We start from the raw sequence: 23,355 nt of genomic DNA, 5'->3' as shown, positions 1-23,355 counted from the left end.
CGGCCTACGCCGAATGCTTACACTTTATCGGGTCTTAATTGAAGTAGTGCCTCGATCAGCATCGGCGGAATGCCCGGTCTGCCGCAATCTGTCGCGACGCATTCACAGCACGTATCGACGTCTGCTGCACGACCTGCCGTGGCTGGGTCGGCCGGTAACGCTCCGCGTCGCTGCGCGGCGGTTTCATTGCGTGAATCGCCACTGCACTCGCCGTACATTCGCGGAGCGCCTGATGGACGTGGCAAGGCCTGCTAGCCGTCGGACCGCGCGATTGCGAGATCTCCAGCAACAGCTTGGTCCTGCGCTCGGCGGCGAAGCCGGAGCGCGCTTAGCGGCACGGATCTCGGCGCCGACGAGTCCGGATACACTGCTGCGTCTAGCTTCGGCCCTTCGACCTTCTGAGATCGGTCGTACGCCTCGTGTTCTCGGCATCGACGACTGGGCATGGCGGCGGGGTCGTCGCTACGGCACGGTGCTGGTGGACCTCGAGACGAACGACGTGGTCGATCTTTTGCCTGACCGTGAGGCCGCCACTGTCGCCGCTTGGCTGCGTGATCACCCGGGTGTCGAGATCGTGGCCTGTCTAAATCGTTCTTTTTGGCGCAAATTCCGACCTACCGGATGACCAGACTGGCTTAATGACAGTTTTCCTGGTTAAGGGCAAAATCCCTCCGTCATTCTCATAGAGAAAGATCAAGTTGCTGATTTCGCTGCGAGTTTCATTCTCTTAGTTACGGAAAACTGACAGCAGCCAAGCTGGCCATCGTTCGCGAGACCTTGTCGCCTGGTTCGGTGGCGCAGGTCGTGGCCGACCGGCATGGCATTGGCACGGGGCTGATCTATACATGGCGCAAGCAGTATACGTTGATCACCATCTCGTAGCGCGGCAGATAGGCAGGTAGCGCACCGTGATTGCGGGTCTCGTCGCGGGACATTCTTGGCCGGTGGGGTCAGCGACATCTCAGGCGACGAGACGGACGCCCACCACCAGCAGGACGGCGGCCATGGCGACGCGCAATGCGCGATCCGGCATCCGGGTCGACCATAGGCTGCCCAGAATGACACCAGGTATCGAGCCAATGAGCAGGGCGCCCACCAGGCTAAAGTTAACGTCTCCTAACCACCAATGGCCGATGCCTGCGAGCAGCGTCAGCGGCACGGCATGGGCGATGTCGGAGCCCACAATTCGCGTCGGCGATAGCTTCGGATAGAGCACGATGAGCGCGGTAACGCCGATTGCACCGGCGCCAACCGAAGTGAGTGTCACCATGATGCCGAGGATCGCGCCGACAAACACTGTCAGCAGCGCCCGCTGCCGCTCCCCGAGCTCGCCTAGAGAGCCCGCGAAGATGCGCGTCACCTGCGCTTGGAAGATGACAAAGCAAGCGGTGATGACAAGGACGATGCCCAGGGCATCATTGAGGAAGTGTGATTTTTGATGCGCGACCCCGAGCAGCGAGCAGAGGATTATCGTGATCAGCGTCAGCGGCACGCTGCCGGTCATCAGCCTGCCCACGATGCGCCAATCCACACTGCCGCGCCAACCGTGTACGCTGGTGCCGACCGCCTTGGTCGTCGCGGCATAGAGAAGATCGCTGCCGACGGCGGTCGAAGAATGAATGCCGAAGAACAGAATGAGTAGCGGTGTCATCAACGAGCCGCCGCCGACCCCGGTGACGCCGACCAGCAGACCGACAAAAAATCCCGACAGTATATGGGCAAAGGAAATAAACATGACGCTTACCAATCCTCTTGTCGGCAGAAGGCACAAGCCCAGCGGGGGCCGCGGTTTGCACGATTGGCGTTCTGGCGTGGTGGGTGGCGCTCAGGCCGAACCCGCGCCATGAGCTACGAAATGGGGATTGCGGAAATCCGGCTTCCCATAGACGAAGACGCTGCCGTCCACCGTGGTGACGCGGCCGCCAGCAGCCGCAAGCACCGCATGCCCCGCCGCGATATCCCATTCCATGGTGGTGCCGAGGCGAGGATAGAGATCGGCATCGCCACGCGCGATGAGGCAGAGTTTTAGCGAGCTTCCGGCCGCCCGGAACGCGGCGACCCGGCGATCTTTGAGGAAGGCGTCCATCGCGGTTGCATCGCCGTGAGAGCGGGAGCCGACCACCGTTTCCCCCTCCGCCGGCGGGCGGCGGCACAGGATCTTCCGTTCGCCGGCCGCATCGATCACATAGGCCTGGCCATCCGTGCCGCCATAGGTCTCGCCCAGAGCAGGCGCCACGACGATGCCGAGCACCGGCCGGCCATCCTCGATCAGGGCGATGTTGACAGTGAATTCGCCATTGCCGCTGAGGAACTCCTTCGTCCCATCCAGCGGATCGACGAGCCAGAAACGGGCACCGACGTGGGACGGCCCAAGGCCCAGGGCGACCTCCTCTTCCGAGACCACCGGGATTGTGGGCGTGAGCGCGCGGAGTGCCGGCAGAATGACGGCTTCCGCAGCCTCATCCGCCAAGGTCACCGGGCTACCGTCAGCCTTTTCCCGCACCTCAGCCTTATCGCCGTAGAAGGCGAGCGCTGCGCGTCCAGCTTCCTCGGCCACAGGCCTGATGGCGGCCAGCAGGCTGGCGCGACAGAGGGTCTTCGGGCCATCCTCTCTCATAGGGAGGTGGCCTGCAGCAGGCCGCGCCCGCTCAGGGCATCGATGATGCGGCTGGCGGCCTGCTCCGGGGTTAGCGACGTGGTGTCGAGACGGATCTCAGGATCCTCCGGTGCTTCATAGGGGCTGGAGATGCCGGTAAAATTCTTGATCTCGCCCCGCCGCGCCTTTTTGTAGAGGCCCTTCGGATCCCGTTCCTCGGCCACCGCGAGCGGCGTGTCGATGAAGACCTCCAGAAATTCGCCCTCAGGCAGCAACTCGCGCGCCATCTGCCGCTCCGACCGAAAGGGGGAGATGAACGAGACCAGCACGATGAGGCCGGAATCAGTCATCAGGCGTGCCACCTCCCCGACGCGGCGAATATTCTCCACACGGTCGCCATCGGTGAAGCCGAGATCCCGGTTCAACCGATGGCGCACATTGTCACCATCCAGCATAGCGGAATGCTTGCCAAGCTCGTGTAGACGGCGCTCCACGATCGTCGCGATGGTCGATTTGCCAGCGCCCGAGAGGCCGGTGAACCAGACAACGAAGGCCTTCTGGTCCTTCTGGGCGGCACGCGCCGCCCGATCGATTCCGATCGCCTGCCAATGAATATTCTGGGCGCGTCGCAATGCGAAATGGATAAAGCCTGCCGCGACCGTCTCGTTCGTGAAACGGTCGATCAGAATGAAGCCGCCGGTCTCACGGTTCTTCTCATAGGGGTCGAAGGCGATGGGCTGGCTCAGGCTGAGGTTGCAAAGGCCGATCTCGTTCATGGCCAGCTGCTTGGAGGCCACCTGCTCCAGCGTATTCACATTGACCTTGTGCTTGAGCGCGGTGACCGAGGCGACCACTGTTTTGGTGCCGAGCTTGAGCAGATAACTGCGCGCCGGCAGCATGGCTGTTTCGTTCATCCAGACCACCGTGACCTCGAACTGATCGGAGACCTCGATCGGGTCATCGACGCCGGTCAGAACATCGCCGCGGCTGCAATCGATCTCATCCGCGAGCGTGATGGTGACCGACTGGCCGGCGACGGCCAAGGGCATGTCCCCATCCAGGAAGACGCGGGCGACGCGGCTTTCGCGGCCCGAGGGCATGACCCGCACGACGTCCCCCGGCTTCACGGCGCCTGCTGCCACCAGCCCCGAAAAGCCACGAAAATCCTGGTTCGGGCGGTTGACCCACTGCACGGGCATGCGGAACGAGGCCGTGCCATCGGCGCTTCGGGTTATCACCGTCTCCAGATAGCTGAGCAGCGGCGGCCCCATATACCAGGGCGTATTGCCGCTCTTTTCGGTGATATTGTCGCCGGCGAGGGCTGACATAGGAATCGCAACGATCGTCTCGAGCGAGAGACTGCCTGCGAAATTCATGTAGTCGCCGAGGATGCGGTTGAAGACCTCCTGGCTGTAGTTCACCAGATCCATCTTGTTGATGGCGAGGACGATGTTGCGGATGCCGACGAGCGAGGCGAGGTAGGAATGACGCCGCGTCTGCGTCAGCACGCCACGGCGCGCGTCGATCAGGATAATGGCGAGATCGGCGGTGGACGCTCCGGTCACCATGTTCCGGGTATACTGCTCATGGCCGGGAGTATCGGCTACGATAAATTTGCGCTTTTCCGTGGCAAAAAAGCGATAGGCCACGTCGATGGTGATGCCCTGTTCGCGCTCGGCGGCGAGGCCGTCGACCAACAGGGCGAAGTCGATATTCTGGCCCTGCGTGCCCATCTTCTTGGAATCGGCTTCGAGGGCCGCGAGCTGATCTTCAAAGATCATCCGGCTATCGTACAGAAGCCGGCCGATCAGCGTCGATTTACCGTCATCGACGGACCCGCAGGTGATAAAGCGCAGCAGGCTCTTCTCTTCATGCTGCTTGAGATAGGCTTCGATATCGGTGGAGAGGAGGTCGTTCTGGGCGTCCATCAGAAGTAGCCCTCCTGCTTCTTCTTTTCCATGCTTGCGGCACCGTCACGATCGATGGCGCGACCCTGACGCTCACTGGTCGTGGTGAGCAGCATTTCCTGGATGATTTCGGGCAGCGTATCGGCCTGACTTTCGACGGCGCCGGTGAGCGGATAGCAGCCGAGGGTGCGGAAACGGATGCTCCTCATTTCCGGCGCTCCGCCTTCCGGGACACGCATCCGCTCATCATCGACCATCACCGTCATGCCGTTGTACTCCACGACCGGACGCGGCGCGGCGTAATAGAGCGGAACGATCGGGATGCTTTCCTTATAGATATACTGCCAGATATCCAGCTCGGTCCAATTGGAGAGCGGGAAGACGCGGATCGTTTCGCCCTTGTTTTTACGCGTGTTGTAGAGGTTCCAGAGCTCCGGTCGCTGGCTCTTCGGATCCCAGCGATGCCCGGCCGCGCGGAAGGAGAAGATGCGCTCCTTGGCGCGGCTTTTCTCCTCGTCGCGGCGTGCACCGCCGAACGCCACATCGAAACCGTGATGATCGAGCGCCGCCTTCAGCGCGTCTGTCTTCATGATGTCGGTATAGGCGCCGCCATGATCGAAGGGGTTGATGCCGCGCGCGATCCCATCCTGGTTGATCCATTCGAGGAGCTCTAATCCGAGTTCCTTGACGCGCCGATCCCGGAATGTGATCATTTCGCGAAACTTCCAGGTCGTGTTGACATGGAGCAGGGGGAAGGGGGGCTTGCCGGGCGCGAAGGCTTTCATCGCCAGGTGCAGCATGACCGCGCTGTCCTTGCCGATGGAATAGAGCATCACCGGCTTCTCGGCCTCGGCGGCAACCTCCCGCATGATGTGAATGCTTTCGGCTTCGAGCCGTTGCAGATGCGTAAGAGATAGCTTTGGCTCGATCGTCGCGGCATCCGGCATTCTTGTCTCCCACAGGTCTGGTCTCAGATAAGCACGCGGAATGCCCGTAAAGGTCTCGATCCTCAGCGCCAGGTCGGCCGGGATTTCACGTTCCCCGCTCACCCATTGGCTGACGGCACCCTCGCTCCGGCCGACCGCCTTGGCGATATCGCGCTGGCGCTTGCCGCTCGCTCGAAAAAGACGTCTGAGATCTGGCATTGAGAGGTTCTTTAGCAGAACTAAAACTCCTGCTGCAAGCGTTATGGCGGCCTCGCCGGAGGCAGGGGAACCAGCGGTGGGCCTCCGGCGAAGCCAGCCGAGGCGAATCCCCGCCATTGCGGAGCATCAGGATAAAAGGCAGGATCGTTAACATCAGTTAAGGGGCAGTCACGCTGACACGAACACTGCAAATGCTCGCTGGCTGGTGTCCCGGTACGGATGCGCCGGACCCTAGCTTTGACAAGGCAGCGATCGGGCAACTTGGCGATCTTCTCAAGCGACTGTTTTACGCTCGCGCCGCGTTGCGAGAGAGGCTTTAAACCGCCGGTGTGTCTTTGGTTCCGGCAACTTTTTACTCCGAAATTCCGCTGCTCTCCGATGTGAGGGAGTCGTTTCTGACGGAGAAGAAGCCGACCTACGAGGCCTGCTTCAACCCCTCTGTGCTTGACCGTGTGCTCGAGGAGTTGGAGGTATTCAGCGTGGAATTCGACCCTCCCGAGACTGCCGAGAGGGGTGCCTATTCCTGGCGCGGCGGCCCGTTTTCTTTCAGTGACGCAATGGCGTACTACTGCCTGATCCGCCGCGTGAAGCCGGCGACAGTGTTCTTTGGCCGGATCATTTGCCTGCATCCATATCCTTCGGATTTTTTGTCACAAATCCCATCTGTCGCTGAGATCATAGCGGTCAAGGCTGAGACCGTTTTGTCCGACGCTTTAAACGCGATCATGCGGCATGGTGACATTCTCTTAATCGACAGCACATACACCGTCAAACACGGGTCCGATTGCCTTCATATCTATCTTCAACTTCTTCCCGAACTCCGCTCGAATTTGACGATCTACGCGCACGATATCTATCTTCCCGCGACGATGCCTCTCGCGGACTTCATCACGCGCAATATCAGCTGGACGGAGCAGTATCTCCTTGGAGAACAGCAGTACCACCACGCTGTATGGTTCAAACTGGCACAAGCGGCACAACAGGCAGAAACTCGATGCCTTCATGCATGGGCGCTTCAGCGCGGGCGGTGCCTCGTTCTGGTTCGAGCAGAAGGCCCCAGGGTCAGTCCCGGCCGAGCGTCTGACCAGAACAGTCTAGAGAGCGCGGCACGCTGCACAGACGATCCAGCCAGATCCGTTGATTCTGCGGCGGCGAGACGGCGGATAACGCTGCGCTCATCCGCCCTACAGCGCTGATGGTCGAAGCTAATTCATACTTGACCTATAGGATTAATAGGGTAACCTCCGTCGCGAAAGACGTCGCACCACGGGAGAAGATCATGCATGTCGCTCCGCTCGCCGTTCTGTCGTGCAACCCAGAGACCATTTCGTTGCGCGCGCAACGTTAGACCTGACGCAAAGGCCCGATCGGGTCATGCGCGGCCGCGTCCATCAGACGGCGGCTTTGGCTTCGGGCTTGGCGCGGGGCCGGAGTTGCGTGAGGTCCAACACCGCGGGGACACGGCCTTCCGCGATCAGGTCGGCCAGCGTGCAGGTCTCCAGCACCGAAGCCACCGCATCGCGTGCCCGGCGCATCAAGGCGCGCATGCGGCATGTCGCCAGGTCGGCGCAATCATCGCAGGCCCGGAAAGCGGTGACACTCGCGCAGGGCGTCATGGCGAGAGGTCCGTCAACCGCGCGGATCACATCCGCCGCCGACACCTCGGACGGCTGCGCCGCCAGCCGATGCCCGCCGGCCGGGCCGCGGCGGCTTTCCAGCAGGCCGTGGTCGCGCAGTTGCGTGAGGATCGCCTCGAGGAATTTGCGCGGCACATCCGCCGCCTCGGCCAGGGCCGAGGCGCTGGTCCAGCCGTTGGCGGACTTCAACTCCGCCAGCACCAGGGTGGCGCGGAGGGCATATTTTGCGCGGCTGGTGAGCACCTTATGGCTTTCAACGTCAGAGAAGAACGGCAGCCATATTCCGACCAATGTAATAGGAAATACGAGGGTTATCAAGATTGCGTCACCCACCGCCGGGCCGCGCGCTGTGTTCCGGCGATCCACACAAGGGAATGAGCACAATGGCGTTTCACGACATCGCTGAGCCGGCGCGCCCGCACAAGACGATCGGCACGACGCAGGCACTTTCGCAGCCCGCAGCCCGCACCGCACCGCACCGCCTGCCCATTGCCGTGATCGGCGCCGGCTTTTCCGGCACGATCGCCACCCTGCACCTGCTCAACCGCCTGCGGCCCGAGCAGCCCATCCTGCTCTGCGAGCGCGCCCCTGCCTTCGGGCGCGGCGTAGCCTATGCCACCGAGGATAACGACCACCTGCTCAATGTCCGCGCCGCCAATATGAGCGCCCTGATGGATGAGCCGCTCCATTTCCAGGACTGGATCACGCGCCGCGCCGCCGGCGGCCAGCCGCAGCAGGGCGTGCACCATACGCCGGCCGGCGTTTTCGCCTCCCGCAGCCTCTATGGCCTCTATCTCCGCTCCATCCTCGACGCGGCGATGCGCGAAACCGCCGGCCACGCCCGCCTCCGTCTCTTTCCGGATGAGGTGATCGACGTGGTGTCCAGCGGGGAGGGCTATGAGATCATCGGCGCCAGCGGCCAGTCCCTGAAGGTGGATAAAATCGTTCTCGCCGTCGGCAATCTGCCGGCGGAGGAGAGCGAGGATCCGCGCATCTGCACCTATGCCTGGGGCGAGAAGGCGCAGCGGCCGCTGACCTCCGACCTGCCGGTGCTGATTGTGGGGACAGGCCTGACCATGGTCGATATCGCCGTCAGCCTGCGGCGCCGCAATTTTACCGACGGCATCCATGCCTTGTCCCGGGGCGGGATGCTGCCCAGGCGCCACGCCGCCAGCATGCCCTGGCCCACGCCGGCCTTCTCCGCCCGCGAGGAAACCTCCATCCGTGCCTTGACCGCCCGCCTGCGCGCCGAAATCCGCCAGGCCAAGGCGCAGGGGAGTGACTGGCGCGCTGTGATCGACAGCCTGCGCCCCATCACTGCCCGCCTGTGGGGCCGCCTGCCGGCCCCCGAGCGCGCCCGCTTCCTGCGCCATGTGCGCCGCAGCTGGGATGTGCATCGCCACCGGATGGCGCCGCCACACGCCGATATGATCGACGGCATGCTGACCGACGGCAGCCTCACCGTATCGGCCGGCCGCATTCGCCGCATGGAGTCCGGGCCGGACTCCGTTCGTGTCACCTATGCGGCGCGGGGCGGCAGCGGCGAGACAACGATCGAGGTGCAGCGCGTGATCATGGCGAATGGCCTGGAGCATATCGCACGGACTCGCGACCCCCTCATGAAGCGCATGCTGGACCGCGGCCTGGTTCGGCTCGACCCGCAAGGCCTGGGTATCGACGCCACCGAGGATTTGAATGCCATCCGGGCGGACGGCACGGTCGCTGACAACATATGGGCCTTGGGGCCGATCGTGCGCGGCGTGTTCTGGGAATGCGTGGCTGTGCCGGACATCCGCATCCAGGCCGCCAATGTGGCCGTGGGCATCGCCAGCCATCTGAATGGGGAAGTCCCCCGCTGGAGCTTCACCATCTAGCACTACTTTGGCAGTCAGTTTCCACTAAAGGGGCTCTGCGTCAGAGTTGGTGCAAAGGCAGCATACGTGCCTGCAAGAGTTCGCGGCTGGCCCGGCCATACATAGCGCGTTTCAGAGTTTTGAGGCGCTGCAGCAACAATGGCCGAGACTCTTGTGTTTGTCGTGGGGCCGACCGGAAGAACTAACCTGCCACCGTTCGAGTGGTGGAACACGGGACTCGCCGTTCTCCAGGAGGAGGACACATATTCTGCCAATCTTGAGCGACAGCCCGTATAGCCAAGTCGCCGAATTTCATCCAACAACCATCGAATCTGTGTCACGCCCTCAGCCCACCGACGGGATAGATAGGAGTGATACGAACTCGGACTCGCAGTTGTCGGGGCCATCTTGTTTCGCTCGGGTAGGTTATCAAGCCGGATCCATTTGTCGACGCGATTGCGGCTCAGCCCGGCGGCTCTCACGATAGACGAGGCCGTCCGCCCAAGGGGATAGAGGGTCTTCACATGGTTGAATAGCTCAAGCATGGCGTGGCGGCCGTCCGGAGCAACGGCCTCGTCCTGCTCGGCAAACTCCCTGATGATGGGTGACGCCGCGATGGATCGAAGGGGAGCGTGGTGGCCGCTCAGTTGCTGCTCCAATCGCTCGCGCAGGTTATCGATCAAATGAAATCGGTCAGCAACCTGTCGGGCTTGAGGAGCGCCCAAACGAGCGCCTTCTGCGTAAAGCCCGTATCGGTCGCGGCAAACAATCTCCACGCCCGGATGCTGGCGCAGCCATTTCGCGACGCTGGCGGCTGATCGATCTGGTAGCACGTCCGCCACGGCGCGGGCATCCAGATCGACCATGATGGTCCCGTAACTCTGCCCTTTCGTCCAAGCCCAGTCATCAATGCCGACAACCCGTATAGGGCTTGGCGCGGATCGGCGGGATGCCCCGAGCCGCAAGTGGCGGAGTATAGTGTTGTCACTTGCTGTCATTCCTAGCTTTCCCAACAGCCTCTCCGCTGGCCGACCGCCCGCACCATGGCCGAAGACCCTAAGGATCTCCGCCAGAGGATGGCTCCATCGGGCATGCGGCTGCGCCACCTCGCATAACCGCTCCACGAAAATGCGACGTCTACAATCTGTGTTGCGGCATCGCCATCGTCCGGCAATGATGTTCAGGCGAACGGGGACACCTTGGATGGGCATATCCCACAAGCGCCGTCCGTAATGGCTATGACGAGACGTGGACGGTGTATAACAGACGGGGCACGGGGCTTGATCGGCTCTCCGCGTGGATCACCCACTGGTCGGACTCTCGCTCTATATTCCTGATTTCCAGGCCAGATCTTGAAAGTCGAAGCTGATTGCTTGGCATCGACGGAAACTGGGGTCGGGTCGCCGGATTCGAAAGGCGGGCTTGCACCAACTCTGACGCAGAGCCCCTTTAGCGGAAACTGACACCGGCAGAGAGACTGTGCCGGACGGCATGCCGAGACCATTTGCGATCGCCTGGCGGCCGATCGTGCGGTGCTGCGTGAGTTGCCCGCGGTGCCGCTGGAGCCGTGCGAGAAGCGTGCGGGGCGGCTACCGCGACATCGCTGGTCCGCTATCGCAACAACGACTACTCGGTGCCGACGGCCTACGGGTTTCGGGACGTCGTGGTGAAATGATTCGTCGACCAGGTGGTGATCCTGTGTGGCGGCGCGGTCGTGGCCCGGCACAAGCGGGCCTATGGCGAGGGCGAATTTGTCGCCGACCCGCTGCACTACCTGGCGCTGATCGAGCAGAAGCCGAATGCGCTGGACCAGGCGGCGGCGCTGCAGGGCTGGGATCTGCCGGCGGTCTTCCAGCACCTGCGCCATCTCCTCAAGGCGCGCATGGGGAACCGCGGCAAGCGCGAGTTCATCCAGGTGTTGCGGTTGATGGAGGCGATGCCTTCACCGCGCATCAAGGGGATGCTGATGTCAGCCCCCTGCCCTTCCTGGTCGCGCTGTAGGTTCCCTTAACCAGGCAGGACCTAGTTAAGAGAAACTGACAGTAGCTGAACAAGGCCCCGGGCTCATCACCACCACGCATCGTCGTTCTCCGCCTCTCCGCTGCTAACGCAGCGAATCACAACAAACGCTACAAGCGAGCGTTTTTAGCAACCAGCTAACACAAACTGTAGGTAATCAAGCCGACGCGTGAATGCGACATTCTGTGGCGCGAGTTCCGCAGCGATGCCGGCGGCGTCCGTCGCTGCCGCCACTTCGCCCCCGGCAAGAAGCACGGTGGCGGCGTGGTTATGGCTATTGGCGTCCAAGGGATTGGCCGCCACGGCATACTCGGCATAGTCGCGGGCGGCGGCAAGGTTGCCGCGACGCAAGGCGATATCGCTCATCCGGCGGAGCATCGCCACGTTTCGAGGCGACAGGGCGATGCCCTTGAGCGTCGCTTCCTTGGCGGCCGAGAGATTGCCGTGCTGCAGGTGCAGCCCTGCGATATGGTTGTGACTCTCACCCTCATAAGGGTTTGCCGCAATGGCGCGGCTGGCCCATTGGAAAGCCCCGGCGATGTCGCCCCGGCGCATGGCGAGGTCGCTCAGCCGTCGCATGAACGCAGCCTTCACGGTCGGTGTCGGCGAGACATCGACGGCGATTAGCAGGGCGGCTTCGGCCTCGTCCATGAGCCCGCGCCCGAGATGCAGGCTGGCGACATGGCCGTGGCTCTGCGGATCGAGGGGATAGGACGCGGCGATATCGGCGGCCACCGCTTCCGCGCCTTCGGTGTCACCCCGCCGCATCAGCACTTCGCTGAGGCGGCGTTTCAGGCCGGCATGGGTCGGCGCCAGGCTGATCGCCATGCGCAGGGTGGCCTCCGCCGCGCCGAGGTCACCGTGTGCGATGTCGAGCGTCGCCTGGTGGTTATAGTTGTTGATGTCATCGGGCTTGGCCTCGATCGCCCGAGCCGCCCAAGTCGCCGCGACATCAGGCTGATTTCGGCGCAACGCCAGATCGCTCATCCGCCGCAGAAGGCCGCTATCCGTGGGAGCCACGTCGAGCGCCTGGGTGATGGCGAACTCGGCTTCGTCAATATCGCCCACGCTCATATGCATCGTGGCGAGATGGCTGTAGCCGCCGATGTCGCGCGGGTTCACCGCGACAGCCCGATCTGCGAAAGCGAAGGCCTCCTCCGGCTTGCTGAGACGCATCTTCAAGTCGCTCAAGCGGCGGAGCAAACCGGCATCGCGGGGCTGGAGGGTGACCGCCTGCTCCAGCGCAGCCTCGGCGGCGGAGAACTCACCTTGTTGCAGCAAAACCTGCGCGAGTTGAGCGTGGTTCATCGCATCGTCGCCGTCCGTGGTGACGGCCCGCTGGGCCCAGTCGGCCGCCGCCGGCAGGTCGCCGCCTCGGGCCGCGATATCACTGGCGCGACGGATCAGGGCGACATTGCCTGGAAACAGCGCGATGGCGGCAAGGGTTGTCTCCATGGCCGCCGATAGCGCGCCATTGGCCATATGGATGCCGGCTTTGTAATGATGATTGCCCTCGTCGCCGGGGTTGGCGCCCAACGCCTTTTGCGCCCAGTCTAAGGCCGCTGCCGCTTCGCCCTCCTGCTGCGCGATCTGGCTCAACCGGCGCATATAAGGGGCCGAGGCTGTCTGGTTCGGCGCCACCGCGATGGCTTTGTAGAGCCCCTCCCGCGCTTCGTAGATCTTGCCCTCCGCCTGGTGAAGCGAGGCGAGATAGGCATAGCTTTCCGGATCCTTCGGATGCGCCTCGATTACTTGGGCTGCCCAATAATGCGCACCGGGGAGGTCGCCATGTCGCCGAAGAACCTCGCTCAATCGCCGTTTTAAGCCCCCATGGTTAGGCGCAAGTGCGACCACCTTGTCCAGCGAAGCTATGGCGGCGGCAAGGTCGCCGCGCGCAAGGTGAAGGCTCGACTGCTGGTTATGGACGCTGGCATCGTCGGGCTTCGCGGCGGCTGCGCGCGTCAGCCATTCCTGGGCGTCATCGAGCCGGCCGGCGCGTATCGCCAGATCGGCCATACGCAGCATCAGGCCGGCATTCTTAGGCTGTAACTCCACGGTACGCTCGGCCTCCACCTCGGCCTCTTCGAGCCGGCCCAGGGCTATGAGCACGCGCGACATCAAGTGGTGATTGGCCGCGTCGCCGGTGGCGGCCGAAACCGCCATCTGCGCCCAGGCCAGCGCTCGGTCAGGCTGCGCACGTAGGAGATTGATCTCGCTCATCTGGCGCAACAGGCCGCTATGCTCGGGATTGAAGTCGAGCGCCCAGCCGACCAGCTTCTCCGCCGTGGTGAAATCCCCCGACCGCATAAGACCCTGGGTATAGCTCAAGGTCGCACTCGGGTTGGTGGGGTCCGGGGTCACGCCCATCTGGTCGCTCATCGATCGATCCGTTTCTTTGTAGTCGGGTTGGCGGCAGAATGTGGGCGGCTATCTTCTCATTCAGGCAGCGACCGTGATTGGGACGGCGCCTTGTGTGGCCAGCATTTCTGAGAAGCGCAACCGGGCCATCTCCATCAAGCCGGACCAGTCGTCGGCAACCAGGCTGAGACATTCGGGGGACTGGCTGCGGGTCACGTCCTCCGGGCGCCAGCCGGCGCCTTTCTTGGCGAGGCTATAGACGACCGCGCGGGTCACCTTTTTGGTGATGCACCATTCGGACACTTCGGCGGCCACGCGGCGCGCGGTCTCGGGGTCTTCCGTCTCGCCGTGTTCCTGTTCGAGCTGCGCAGCCATGGCGCCTACGGCCGGATACATGAGGTTGACGAAGACTTGGTGGGACTGCGGATAGAACTTCGCGGCGCGGCCCTGCAGCGCCCGCTCGGCGATCATTTCGGCTGAGCGCAGGCCGATGATCTCCGGCGCCGCCTCGAACGTCTTCGGCTTGGGGGGCGCCGGCGGCTTTTCATTCGCCATCTGAGGCGGCGTCGCCTCGTCCCGATCGGTGGGTGCGGCAGGCGGAACGACCTTGGGTGCGGGCAAAGACGCGCCGGGGATCGGCAATCCGCGCTGTTCGGGCGGCACGCCCAGCTCTGCCAGCAGGGCCTTCAACTCTTCGCTGATCTCGCCGAGGTAATTCGCCTGGCTCGGGCCGAAGGATTGGATGATTCGGACCAGCCAAGGCGGCATATAGGCCCGCACCAGGGGGCTGAAGTCGTTCAGAAACACTTGGCGCTGATGGCCGCCGCGCAGGCGCAGGAACTGGCGATAGGCTTCCGGCCAGACGAGATAGTCATCCGGCAGTTCAACGAAGGCGAAGCAGTATTTGGCGCCGAAGGGAATGCCGTAGACCGGCGCATCGGCCAGCCATTGCTCGCCCTCGCGGACATCATACATTTCGCCGCGGAAGACGACCGAAGACCGCGAGGAACTGGGGGCGATCGCGCCCGAAGCGGCGCGCGTGCTCTCCCCCTGCGGCGGATCGAAATAATAGTGGATCTTCACGCCGCTGGGCGTGGATCGGGTTTCAGTTTGGCCGAAATCGTCCCGCCGGTCGTCCAGGCCGATGAAGTCGCGCGGCCCGGTGCCGCCGGTAACCTCGGGCATCAGGCTCAGGCTCACATCCGGCGGCAGGCGGAAGAAGCGGTTGGCGAGATAGTGCGGAACCCAAAAAGCATTGACCCGGGGGGTGCCTGCATAGGGGTCGGCCACGGTGTCCTGCGCAGCGGCATTGCCGCAAAGAAGCACCTCCGTCCAATCATAGCTGAGATCGTAGCCCTGTTCCCCGAGGCAGGTCTGGGTCGCATCCACGACTTCGCGCCCCTCCGGCCCGATGCGGAGGCGGCCATAGATGCCCTCGCGATAGCCGAGCATCACTTCACTGACACGGCCGTCCTGGCAGGAGCGGTAGCGCAGCCCGTGTCTGTTGGACGGTAGGGAGGCAACCTTGGCGCCCATACCGAAATTCTGGTCGAGGCTGTTGATCTTGCGCAGGGAGGAGGCGAGATCGGTAATATGGAGCAGTTCGGCGGCGCTCAGACCGTGACCGGTGTTCCAGATGCAGAGCTTGCGCACGCCATCAACCTTGCGGGATGCGATGACGACGCGCTTGCCGCCGGTCACGGCATGCGCCGCCGCTTCCAGCCCGTTCACGACCAGTTCGCGCAGCATCATGGTCTTGGGGCAGCGCTCGATCATGCTGGCGACGAGAAACGCCTCATTCGCGACCCGCAGGGGGGCTATGGCGGTCGTGTCTGACATAGCGGGGCTCCGGCTTAGTGAAAATTCGGATGATCGGAGGGCGGATTCCCGCCCTGGAATGGCTTTCCATAGCAACGAAAACCGGCCTTGGATTCAGACGCTGCGGCCTATATCAGTTGCACAGTGAAAAGTGTATCATAGAGTAAGGTGAGCGTAAGTACCGGAACAGCGCGCTGGTGACGATTGTATCGTTCGACGTGGAATAGCCAACGCCTGATTTGGATCGGGTTCAATGTGATTATGCGACCATCTCGGAATGCCTTGTATTTTTGGCCCCATAGCCATGCGAATGGCATTCGCGCCAGCAGAAGGCACTGGTGACGATGGCGTCGAGATCGATGAACCTCGGGACCAGCCTGTTTAAGAGCGGAGCAGATCCGCACCCGTGACCAATATGGCCGGATCACCAAGTCGACGCTCTGCTAAGAGTGTCGGCACACGGCGCCCGGCAATACGCCTCACAGATGCGATGATTTCCATCACCGAATATCCGCGCCCCGTGCCGACATTGTAACCCACTCTGCGGTGATCAAGCTGGTCGATGACGCGCATATGAACGTCCGCCAGATCCGTCACATGAACATAGTCGCGGATGCAGGTTCCATCCGGCATTTCGTTATCTGTGCCAAAGGAAGCGAGTGGCGGACGCCGCCCCAATACCGCGTCGATCGTAAGCGGAATAACATGCGTCTCCGGGTCGTGATCCTCACCCAAACGACCATCCGTATCGCAGCAGGCGGCGTTGAATCACGCAGGCAAGCGCTACGAAGTCCATTAATCTTCCGGGCCCAGTGCAAGGTCCGCTCGATCATGAGCTTGCGTTCGCCTTACGGCGAATGCGGGCTGATCGTGGCACTCTCATCGATAGGAATGCGGTCGGGCGGGCCGAACAGATTCGTAGTCGACGACAGAACGATTCGCGGCACGTCATGACGGACGCAGGCCTCGATCAGCCGGATACCGTTGACTCCGTTTTCGAGAAGATATTTGAAGGGCTGCCACATGCTCTCGCCAACAAGCGAGAGCGACGCGAAATGGAAGATCGTGTCCCAAGGACCTGTGCTTAATGGTCGTGTCCCGGGGCGTGGTGTAGGAGGCCACTGACTGGCCTGCCGGAGCGACCGCCAAGAGTCTGGCGCAGGCAGGCCGGTTAGTGGCCACCGCGGTGATCTTGGGTAGGGTTGGGTTGTCGAGACGCAACCGGAACCTGGAGATCACCACGATGACCGAGGACAAGATCGCGCTTCGCGCCCTTCTGGAGGGTTCTGTCAGGTATACCGCCAGTGATTTAACGTTAGGCGTGGCGCGCGCGAGGATCTACGCGTTCTGCATGATCGTGAGCGCAATGCACGTTGCCTTGGCGAAGCGGGCGCGACGGTGAGAGGCGGAGACGATCTGGTTGTGACGGCGACGATGGCGAAGAAGATTGCGAAGTTCCCCGTGTGCTCGGCAGAAGAGCTCGGCAGCTTCGTGGTTCTTGAAGCCCCGCATACATCGGATCCTGCCCTTGATGCCGCGATGGTCCTGTTCAAGGCGATTATTCAGATAGACGCTGGTCCGGTGCTGCACGGTCTTGCCCAGCACAGTTCGGATCGCTCTCGGGTAGGAGCCATGACCGTCGGTCGTGATCCTGTCCGGCCGAATGCCCATGGTCGCCCGCGCCGAGCGGAAGAAGGCCTTGGCCGCCTGCATGTCGCGATGCTCGCTCAGCATCGCGTCGATCAGGTTACCGTCTCGGTCTACTGCCCTGTAGAGGTAACACCATCGGCCGCGGACCTTCAGATAGGTTTCATCAACATACCAGCTGGCGCCGGCTGCGCGACGGGTCCCGTGACGCCGCTTGCGCAGCGCGTCACCCATGATGGGCAACAGCTTCACCTCCCAGTCGCGGACGGTCTCATGGCTTATCTCGATCCCGCGCAGCGCCATAATCTCGCTCAGGTCCCGCAGCGTCAGCCGGTAGCGCAGCCGGCAGAACACCACGAAGGCGATGATGTCGCTCGGCAGGCAACTGCGGTTCAGCACCCCACCGCTGCGCTCGTTGAACTGCCGCCCGCAATCGCGGCACCGGTATCGCCGGTAGCCTCGTGCCGTGACCTCCCGGCGCTCAATCACCGCCGACGAGCCACAGTCAACGCAATCCATTCCCGGGCGTCCTTACATATCGGCCAACGCTCAGTTTACCCGTTTGGCAGAGACATCCAACCTTTCCGCTCATGGCGCGAGGCCTGACAGAACCCCCGCGCGAGGAGCGACGCCTGCTGGGGTTCGGCGAGTGCATCTCGGTCGGTGTTTCGATCCGCGCTCCCGCGCGAGGAGCGACACAAATCGATACCAATCGAAATCATCTTCCGCCGTGTTTCGATCCGCGCTCCCGCGCGAGGAGCGACCCGTTGTTTCTAGCGAGACGATGGTCAAGATGCTGTTTCGATCCGCGCTCCCGCGCGAGGAGCGACAAGATTTTGCGAATATGTGGGCGACCCATTACTGGTTTCGATCCGCGCTCCCGCGCGAGGAGCGACAATTAATCGCTCTTCTGCTCTCCGACCCATGCATGTTTCGATCCGCGCTCCCGCGCGAGGAGCGACCGGCGGTCGGAACCGATCGACGCGGGTCGAGATGTTTCGATCCGCGCTCCCGCGCGAGGAGCGACGCACGCGAATCCTTGTCCGCGACGAGCTGCAAAAGTTTCGATCCGCGCTCCCGCGCGAGGAGCGACGATTCGTCGGCGTTTCGCGCATCCAATACAACGCGTTTCGATCCGCGCTCCCGCGCGAGGAGCGACTGCGGTGGGAAGTCGCACAGGTGATGCGCGAACGGGTTTCGATCCGCGCTCCCGCGCGAGGAGCGACGCCGCGCGAGATCCGCACCTATGCGCAGATCCGCGTTTCGATCCGCGCTCCCGCGCGAGGAGCGACAATCACGACCTACACGCCTGGCGCGCAGATGGTGTTTCGATCCGCGCTCCCGCGCGAGGAGCGACACGCGTTCCTCGGCGCACTGCGCGAGGCCGCGCCGTTTCGATCCGCGCTCCCGCGCGAGGAGCGACGCCTATGCCCAAGAGGAGTTTGGAACCGGCTACTCGTTTCGATCCGCGCTCCCGCGCGAGGAGCGACAAGCGCAGCCACCGCATCCTTTCCCTTCAGCTGGTTTCGATCCGCGCTCCCGCGCGAGGAGCGACTTGGCGACCTCAGGCTTCGGCAAGGGGTATTCGGTGTTTCGATCCGCGCTCCCGCGCGAGGAGCGACGGCCACTGGTGAACTTGTGGCGCCCCTTATGCGCGTTTCGATCCGCGCTCCCGCGCGAGGAGCGACTGTGGTTGGCGCCGACCCGCGCGGTTGCTGGTCGTTTCGATCCGCGCTCCCGCGCGAGGAGCGACTACCAGTGGCTATAAAGGCGTCTCCTTTCATAAGTTTCGATCCGCGCTCCCGCGCGAGGAGCGACCGTTGGCGACCTACGAGATGGGGTGGTGGTGATGTTTCGATCCGCGCTCCCGCGCGAGGAGCGACTCATCGTTGCTCAGGATGAGGCTCTGATTGACGTTGTTTCGATCCGCGCTCCCGCGCGAGGAGCGACGTTTGGCCACTGGTGGCCGTGATACCTCCGTCTTGTTTCGATCCGCGCTCCCGCGCGAGGAGCGACACGCCCACCTATAGCGGGTCGTGTCCCAGGTGGTGGTGTAGGAGGCCGCTGACTGGCCTGCCGGAGCGACCGCCAAGAGTCTGGCGTAGGCAGGCCGGTTAGTGGCCACCGCGGTGATCTTGGGTAGGGTTGGTTGTCGAGACACAACCTGAACCTGAGGATCACCACGATGACCGAGGACAAGATCGCGCTTCGCGCTCTTTTGGAGAAGGGGTCGGACGCCACATTCCTGCGCGAGATGATCGGTTTCGCCGCCGAGCGGCTGATGCAGCTCGAGACTGAGGGTCTCTGCGGCGCAGCCCCTGGCGAGCGCACCGCCGATCGTCGCAACCAGCGCAATGGATATCGCGACCGCGACTGGGAGACACGGGCGGGAACGGTTGAGCTTCGCATTCCCAAACTCCGGCGCGGCAGCTATTTTCCGGCCTTCCTGGAGCCTCGCCGCATGGCCGAGAAGGCTCTGACCGCGGTCGTTCAGGAGGCTTATATCCAGGGCGTCTCCACCCGATCGGTCGATGATTTGGTGAAGGCCATGGGGATGGAAGGCATCAGTAAGAGTCAGGTGTCCCGGCTCTGCGGCGAGATCGACGAGCGTGTCGACGCCTTCCTCACCCGCCCGATCGAAGGCGACTGGCCATACGTCTGGCTCGATGCGACCTACGTCAAAGTCCGGCGCTACCATCACATCGTCTCCGTCGCCGTCATCATCGCCGTCGGCGTCAACACCGACGGCAGGCGTGAAGTGTTGGGCATGACGGTCGGGCACAGCGAGGCGGAGCCCTTTTGGACGGAGTTCCTGCGGTCGCTGACACGGCGCGGGTTGCGCGGGGTAAAGCTCGTGATCTCCGATGCGCATGAGGGCCTGAAGACGGCGATCACCAAGGTGCTCAGCGCCACCTGGCAAAGATGCCGTGTGCATTTCATGCGCAATGCCTTGGCCTATGCCGGAAAGACCCAGCGCCGCATTGTCTCCGCCTGGGTCGGCACCGCCTTCGCTCAGGACGACGCGACCGCCGCCAGCAAGCAGTGGCGTGATGTCGCCGATCAAGTGCGGCCACGGGTGCCGAAATTGGCCGGGCTGATGGACGCGGCGGAGGCTGACGTCCTTGCCTACATGGCGTTCCCACCGCCCCATCGCGCCAAACTTCACAGCACCAACCCGCTCGAGCGTCTCAATGGGGAAATCAAACGACGTAGCGAGGTCGTTGGCATCTTCCCCAACGAAGCCGCTGTCACAAGACTGATCGGCGCTCTGCTATTGGAGCAGAATGATGAGTGGTCGGTCCAACGGGCTCGCTACATGACGCTGGAAACCATCGCGCCACTGAGCGATGATACCATCGTCAGCATGCCAGCACTGGTCGGCTGAACAAAGCAGCCAACGCTGCTCAAGAACACCTTCCTACACCACGCCCCGGGACACGATCCCTATAGCGCCGCGTGCCAGTGCTTTACGTTTCGATCCGCGCTCCCGCGCGAGGAGCGACCATCCTTGCCTAGGCCGATGCTCAGATCCTGCATGTTTCGATCCGCGCTCCCGCGCGAGGAGCGACCTGTTACGGCGGAAATAGATGGTAATCGTGTGGATGTTTCGATCCGCGCTCCCGCGCGAGGAGCGACTCACGACCGGCATCGGCGCGGTGGACAACGTCCTGTTTCGATCCGCGCTCCCGCGCGAGGAGCGACCATGAGGCGCAGAGGCGCGCTCCCCGCGTTCAAGTTTCGATCCGCGCTCCCGCGCGAGGAGCGACGACGCCCTCGGTCTAGACGTCCGCAAGGATGGCGTTTCGATCCGCGCTCCCGCGCGAGGAGCGACTCAGGCACTTCACACGCTGCGCTTGGCGTTTGAGGTTTCGATCCGCGCTCCCGCGCGAGGAGCGACGGAATTTGATGTTGGGGAGAGATGAAGTTGTAGAGTTTCGATCCGCGCTCCCGCGCGAGGAGCGACGGCGTTGGCGCCCCTCCTCGTTGTAGACTATGCCGTTTCGATCCGCGCTCCCGCGCGAGGAGCGACCACTTGTGTATATCGGAAGGTTCAACGCATTAAAGTTTCGATCCGCGCTCCCGCGCGAGGAGCGACCGCCCTTGCGCCGCGCCAGCAAGCGACACCGTACCCATGTTTCGATCCGCGCTCCCGCGCGAGGAGCGACCGACGAGCTGATAGCGTCCGGTCGAGCTGCCAAGGTTTCGATCCGCGCTCCCGCGCGAGGAGCGACTCATCGACGTCTCGGCAGCCTCGGGCGTGGCGCGTTTCGATCCGCGCTCCCGCGCGAGGAGCGACCCCTGCTCGACGCCGCCTTGCAGCTCGGCCGGACTGTTTCGATCCGCGCTCCCGCGCGAGGAGCGACCGCGTGCCATAAATTTGGAGCGAGGGCGGTTTGGGTTTCGATCCGCGCTCCCGCGCGAGGAGCGACTACTGCCCAAGAGCGAGCAGTCGTGTTTTCAGAAGTTTCGATCCGCGCTCCCGCGCGAGGAGCGACCCGAGGCATATGAGTATGTGCCGCCCGAGGGCATGTTTCGATCCGCGCTCCCGCGCGAGGAGCGACATCGCTTGCAGTCCTGGCACCACCAGCCCGGTTTGTTTCGATCCGCGCTCCCGCGCGAGGAGCGACACGTCGTTTATACTGGTGATCGACACCACCGGCGTTTCGATCCGCGCTCCCGCGCGAGGAGCGACGGCGGACCCGCGCCCTCGTCTGCCGGCATCAAAGTTTCGATCCGCGCTCCCGCGCGAGGAGCGACGAGCCTCGGCCTCGGCGATCGAGGCGAAGCGCCGTTTCGATCCGCGCTCCCGCGCGAGGAGCGACAAAGCCTATCAAGATGCTCTTTCGCATTGTCATGGTTTCGATCCGCGCTCCCGCGCGAGGAGCGACGTGGCAGAAATCCGCATCGTAGGCCGCGCCGATGTTTCGATCCGCGCTCCCGCGCGAGGAGCGACTTAACCCACTGTTGCGTGCCGCGCGTCAGGTTTTGTTTCGATCCGCGCTCCCGCGCGAGGAGCGACAACCGCTGAGAAGCGCGGCACTGCCGGCCATTGCGTTTCGATCCGCGCTCCCGCGCGAGGAGCGACCTTGAGGTTGGCGCACTGGATGTTGGCCTGACAGTTTCGATCCGCGCTCCCGCGCGAGGAGCGACTGCGGGCGAGGAGGGAGCGCGGCTTGCGCTTGACGTTTCGATCCGCGCTCCCGCGCGAGGAGCGACGATGATTGAGAAGACGCCCTGCAGGATAGCATTCGTTTCGATCCGCGCTCCCGCGCGAGGAGCGACCGAACAACATGCAGAACAAGAACCTGCCCTTGATGTTTCGATCCGCGCTCCCGCGCGAGGAGCGACTGCGCGTGACAGCCGCGACCGCCTCCTTCACCTGTTTCGATCCGCGCTCCCGCGCGAGGAGCGACCGGAGCAGAATTGCTGGAAAGGATCGCGCCGGCCTGTTTCGATCCGCGCTCCCGCGCGAGGAGCGACTCAAGACGCAAATTGTTCAGACGATCGGCGACATGTTTCGATCCGCGCTCCCGCGCGAGGAGCGACGCCCGGCTACAAGTTCACGCTTGGTCAAGGCCTAGTTTCGATCCGCGCTCCCGCGCGAGGAGCGACCCGCCGTGCCAGCGCCTTGATTGACCGCAGCGTCGTTTCGATCCGCGCTCCCGCGCGAGGAGCGACATGAGGCGAATGATCCAACCGTGGCCGAAGGTGGGTTTCGATCCGCGCTCCCGCGCGAGGAGCGACGGCCACCGAGGGCTGGGGTGCGGGTCTGGGCACAGTTTCGATCCGCGCTCCCGCGCGAGGAGCGACAACTGCCCCAGCGATGTCCAATACACCGCGCTCGTTTCGATCCGCGCTCCCGCGCGAGGAGCGACAAGGCGCAGATGTCGCTCCTCGCCGATCATGAGGCGTTTCGATCCGCGCTCCCGCGCGAGGAGCGACGACATCAAGCCGATGGTTTGGTATTCACTTGATGCGTTTCGATCCGCGCTCCCGCGCGAGGAGCGACGCGGGGTAGTCATGCCGATCATGTTCCCGGGTGAGTTTCGATCCGCGCTCCCGCGCGAGGAGCGACTCAGGCTGCACGAATGGTATAACCCTTCCGAACGGTTTCGATCCGCGCTCCCGCGCGAGGAGCGACGTGCGGGATGCACTTGCATGGCTCATTGCGGATGGTTTCGATCCGCGCTCCCGCGCGAGGAGCGACAAGATTTTGCAGACAGGTGGGAGACCCACTATTGGTTTCGATCCGCGCTCCCGCGCGAGGAGCGACCAGTGGTGTGACTAAGGACAGTCTGATCCCAGCTGGTTTCGATCCGCGCTCCCGCGCGAGGAGCGACATCTTGAGGTTGGCGCACTCGACGTTGGCCTGGC

General features: G+C 63.2%; 15 protein-coding genes, 2 pseudogenes and 2 CRISPR repeat arrays. Of the genes and pseudogenes, 6 read left to right on the top strand and 11 right to left on the bottom strand.

Annotated elements, in window-relative coordinates:
* Positions 1-13 precede the first annotated feature (13 nt).
* Positions 14-625 carry an ISL3 family transposase gene (locus tag QP803_RS24150; RefSeq protein WP_350356122.1) on the top strand — a complete coding sequence of 204 codons (612 nt, stop codon included), beginning with the start codon at positions 14-16 and terminating at the stop codon, positions 623-625.
* A 116-nt stretch (positions 626-741) separates the two neighbouring features.
* Positions 742-882: a transposase gene (locus QP803_RS24145; protein WP_350356123.1), complete on the top strand. Its 141-nt coding sequence runs from the start codon at positions 742-744 to the stop codon at positions 880-882.
* Between the two features lie 79 nt (positions 883-961).
* On the opposite strand, the gene QP803_RS23530 is transcribed toward QP803_RS24145, so the two are convergent.
* From QP803_RS23530 to cysD, 4 genes are all read right to left on the bottom strand, one after another.
* Complete coding sequence (locus QP803_RS23530) at positions 962-1,735, bottom strand: sulfite exporter TauE/SafE family protein (protein ID WP_284948312.1); 774 nt, start codon at positions 1,733-1,735, stop codon at positions 962-964.
* A gap of 90 nt (positions 1,736-1,825) precedes the next feature.
* Positions 1,826-2,617 carry a 3'(2'),5'-bisphosphate nucleotidase CysQ gene (gene cysQ, locus QP803_RS23525; protein ID WP_284948311.1) on the bottom strand — a complete coding sequence of 264 codons (792 nt, stop codon included), beginning with the start codon at positions 2,615-2,617 and terminating at the stop codon, positions 1,826-1,828.
* Complete coding sequence (cysN, locus tag QP803_RS23520) at positions 2,614-4,524, bottom strand: sulfate adenylyltransferase subunit CysN (RefSeq protein WP_284948310.1); 1,911 nt, start codon at positions 4,522-4,524, stop codon at positions 2,614-2,616. Before cysN ends, cysQ begins: the two co-directional genes overlap by 4 nt.
* On the bottom strand, positions 4,524-5,648 hold the full coding sequence (gene cysD / locus QP803_RS23515; RefSeq protein WP_284948309.1) for a sulfate adenylyltransferase subunit CysD: 1,125 nt from the start codon (positions 5,646-5,648) through the stop codon (positions 4,524-4,526). Before cysD ends, cysN begins: the two co-directional genes overlap by 1 nt.
* 329 nt (positions 5,649-5,977) lie before the next feature.
* Between cysD and QP803_RS23510 the strand changes: the two genes are divergently transcribed.
* Complete coding sequence (locus tag QP803_RS23510; RefSeq protein WP_284948308.1) at positions 5,978-6,844, top strand: hypothetical protein; 867 nt, start codon at positions 5,978-5,980, stop codon at positions 6,842-6,844.
* A gap of 195 nt (positions 6,845-7,039) precedes the next feature.
* On the opposite strand, the gene QP803_RS23505 is transcribed toward QP803_RS23510, so the two are convergent.
* Positions 7,040-7,528 carry an RrF2 family transcriptional regulator gene (locus QP803_RS23505; RefSeq protein ID WP_284948307.1) on the bottom strand — a complete coding sequence of 163 codons (489 nt, stop codon included), beginning with the start codon at positions 7,526-7,528 and terminating at the stop codon, positions 7,040-7,042.
* 140 nt (positions 7,529-7,668) lie between these two features.
* Between QP803_RS23505 and QP803_RS23500 the strand changes: the two genes are divergently transcribed.
* On the top strand, positions 7,669-9,159 hold the full coding sequence (locus tag QP803_RS23500; RefSeq protein ID WP_284948306.1) for an FAD/NAD(P)-binding protein: 1,491 nt from the start codon (positions 7,669-7,671) through the stop codon (positions 9,157-9,159).
* A 14-nt stretch (positions 9,160-9,173) separates the two neighbouring features.
* Here the strand turns inward: QP803_RS23500 and QP803_RS23495 are convergent.
* Positions 9,174-10,418 (bottom strand): annotated as a pseudogene (locus QP803_RS23495) (ISL3 family transposase); the annotation flags it as partial.
* A gap of 186 nt (positions 10,419-10,604) precedes the next feature.
* Between QP803_RS23495 and QP803_RS23490 the strand changes: the two are divergent.
* A pseudogene (locus tag QP803_RS23490) lies at positions 10,605-11,080 on the top strand (Mu transposase domain-containing protein); the annotation flags it as partial.
* Positions 11,081-11,283: 203 nt separating this feature from the next.
* Here the strand turns inward: QP803_RS23490 and QP803_RS23485 are convergent.
* From QP803_RS23485 to QP803_RS23470, 5 genes are all read right to left on the bottom strand, one after another.
* Positions 11,284-13,536 carry a tetratricopeptide repeat protein gene (locus QP803_RS23485; protein ID WP_284948305.1) on the bottom strand — a complete coding sequence of 751 codons (2,253 nt, stop codon included), beginning with the start codon at positions 13,534-13,536 and terminating at the stop codon, positions 11,284-11,286.
* 60 nt (positions 13,537-13,596) lie between these two features.
* Complete coding sequence (locus tag QP803_RS23480; protein ID WP_284948304.1) at positions 13,597-15,354, bottom strand: ATP-binding protein; 1,758 nt, start codon at positions 15,352-15,354, stop codon at positions 13,597-13,599.
* A gap of 360 nt (positions 15,355-15,714) precedes the next feature.
* A complete protein-coding gene (locus tag QP803_RS23475) occupies positions 15,715-16,068 on the bottom strand; it encodes an NAD-dependent epimerase/dehydratase family protein (RefSeq protein ID WP_284948303.1) in 354 nt (117 codons plus the stop codon).
* 113 nt (positions 16,069-16,181) lie between these two features.
* A complete protein-coding gene (locus QP803_RS24140) occupies positions 16,182-16,358 on the bottom strand; it encodes an NAD-dependent epimerase/dehydratase family protein (RefSeq protein ID WP_350356121.1) in 177 nt (58 codons plus the stop codon).
* 313 nt (positions 16,359-16,671) lie between these two features.
* Entirely contained in the window at positions 16,672-17,499 is an 828-nt protein-coding gene (locus tag QP803_RS23470; protein WP_284948302.1) for an IS6 family transposase, read from the bottom strand.
* Positions 17,500-17,645: 146 nt separating this feature from the next.
* A CRISPR array of direct repeats spans positions 17,646-18,996; the repeat unit is 32 nt; unit sequence GTTTCGATCCGCGCTCCCGCGCGAGGAGCGAC.
* A gap of 169 nt (positions 18,997-19,165) precedes the next feature.
* Between QP803_RS23470 and QP803_RS23465 the strand changes: the two genes are divergently transcribed.
* Positions 19,166-20,365 (top strand): IS256 family transposase, encoded by a 1,200-nt coding sequence (locus QP803_RS23465; RefSeq protein WP_284948301.1) that lies wholly within the window; start codon positions 19,166-19,168, stop codon positions 20,363-20,365.
* A gap of 86 nt (positions 20,366-20,451) precedes the next feature.
* Positions 20,452-23,321: a CRISPR direct-repeat array (repeat unit 32 nt; unit sequence GTTTCGATCCGCGCTCCCGCGCGAGGAGCGAC).
* Between the last annotated feature and the right edge of the window lie 34 nt (positions 23,322-23,355).

Origin of the sequence: Acidisoma sp. PAMC 29798 (assembly GCF_030252425.1) — a bacterium.
Lineage (GTDB): Bacteria > Pseudomonadota > Alphaproteobacteria > Acetobacterales > Acetobacteraceae > Acidisoma > Acidisoma cladoniae.
The sequence above is the reverse complement of the archived record's forward strand: the minus strand, read 5'-3'. Positions and strand labels throughout refer to the sequence as shown.